This window comes from Streptomyces sp. NPDC001852 (assembly GCF_042891825.1).
GTDB lineage: Bacteria > Actinomycetota > Actinomycetes > Streptomycetales > Streptomycetaceae > Streptomyces.
This window is the reverse complement of record NZ_JBIATN010000091.1, coordinates 1-1,584: the sequence shown is the minus strand read 5'-3', so window position 1 is coordinate 1,584 and position 1,584 is coordinate 1. Positions and strand designations below refer to the sequence as shown.

Genomic DNA, 1,584 nt, shown 5'->3' with positions numbered 1-1,584 from the left:
CTTGATCATTAACCTCGCTGCTGTTTCAGGCGCACATGTTCGGTGAGGGTTTCGATTCGTTTCACGGTCTTCCCGGGCTCGTGACGTGGGGCTGACCTGCGGTTCTTCGAGCCGGGTGGGCGTCCGGGTCCGGGCTTGGAGGGTCTGGGCACGCTGGCGGGACGAGCGGTCTTCACGCGGAGGTGGCGGAACCCCCGGCGGACTCGGGCCGGGGTAAGCCGACGTGGCTCGCTGGGCCGTTCCCAGGGCCGGCGCAGGTCCTCGGCGAGGGGACGGGCGAGGCGGAGTTGGGTGTGGGCGGCGATGATCAGCCACGTCCACAGGTCGGCCGTGTGCGGATCGCGGACCTTGGGGACGGTCCAGCCCAGGGTCTGTTTGAACAGCCGGAAGGTGTGTTCAAGATCGAATCTGCGGAGGAACGCCTGCCAGCGCACATCGACGTCTGCGCCGGTCATCCCGGTGCGCGAGGACGACAGCCACACCGGCTTCGGGTCACGGTCACCGGGCAGGTACTCGACCTTCAACCGGACCAACGTGCCGTGGATCAAAGGGAGTTCACCGCAGTGGTCGAGCCAGGGGCCACGGGCCTGCAGGCGGGGGTGCATCCGGTCCCAGGCGAGGGCTTCGGCCGTGCCGTAGCGGGTGGTGCCGCACGTCGTGGCCTGGTCGGGGGTGTGCCAGGACTCCGGCTTGGAGAAGGTGAGGACGCCACCGTGCTTGCGGGGCTGTCCGCCACGCGGGGTGGAGCGGCGCGGGCCGGCATCCCGGAGCATGACCCGGTCCGACCGGAGCCGGCCGACCAGCTCGACGGGCAGGTCGGCCAGGACGTAGGCGAGGCGGGTGACGTCGTAGCCGGTGTCCATGACGACGAGGATGTCCGCGTCGCCCGGCCGCCACTGCCCGGCGTGCACCAGCCGGGTGACCACCTCGCGCAGCTGGGTGGCGGTCACCTCGGTGGCATCGTCGGACGGCCCCAGCCGGATCGCGTCCAGTATGGCCGTCCAGGACGTGCGTCCCGTCTCCAGCGCGGCGACGAAGGAGTAGGGCCAGCCGGGGATGAACTGATCCGCGCTGCGGCCCCGCCCGTAGACGTGGCAGAACAGCAGCTCCGGGCTGGTGGGGGCGTCGGGACGCAGCCAGTTGCTCACATCCACCGCGAGCACGATCCGCCCGTCGGCGGCACGCGGCAGCGGCGTGGAGGCAAGCAGCCTGCGCAGGCGCCGCGGCTCCAGCCAGCCATGATTGACCGCGTCGTACATCGCTCCGTGCCCACGCCGGTGCTCGGCCGTGAGCGTCAACTCGACCAGCGACGTCACCGGGCCGTCCGAGCACAGCACCGCGTCGGTGAGCTCGAAGAGCACATCCGCCCGGGTGTAGAGGCAGTCGTAGAACCCGACACGAAAGTGGGACAGGACGCCCAACGCGGCGTCAACGGACTGTTCAGCGGCGAGACTCTTCACCAGCGGCCGTTCCTTCACGCGACGTTGCTCGACACCTCGAAGCGTGAAGAACGGCCGCCCTGCTGTCCCGGGAACAAACCAAGATCAGCAGGTCAGGTGAACGGCGGAGGTTAAACGCCAAGCT

General features: G+C 69.4%; 1 protein-coding gene. It reads right to left on the bottom strand.

The window, feature by feature from the left end; all coding sequences use genetic code 11:
• Positions 1 to 8: 8 nt before the first annotated feature.
• Positions 9 to 1,460, bottom strand: coding sequence for an NF041680 family putative transposase (locus tag ACFYZB_RS46720; RefSeq protein ID WP_388768271.1), 1,452 nt, complete (start codon positions 1,458 to 1,460; stop codon positions 9 to 11).
• Between the last annotated feature and the right edge of the window lie 124 nt (positions 1,461 to 1,584).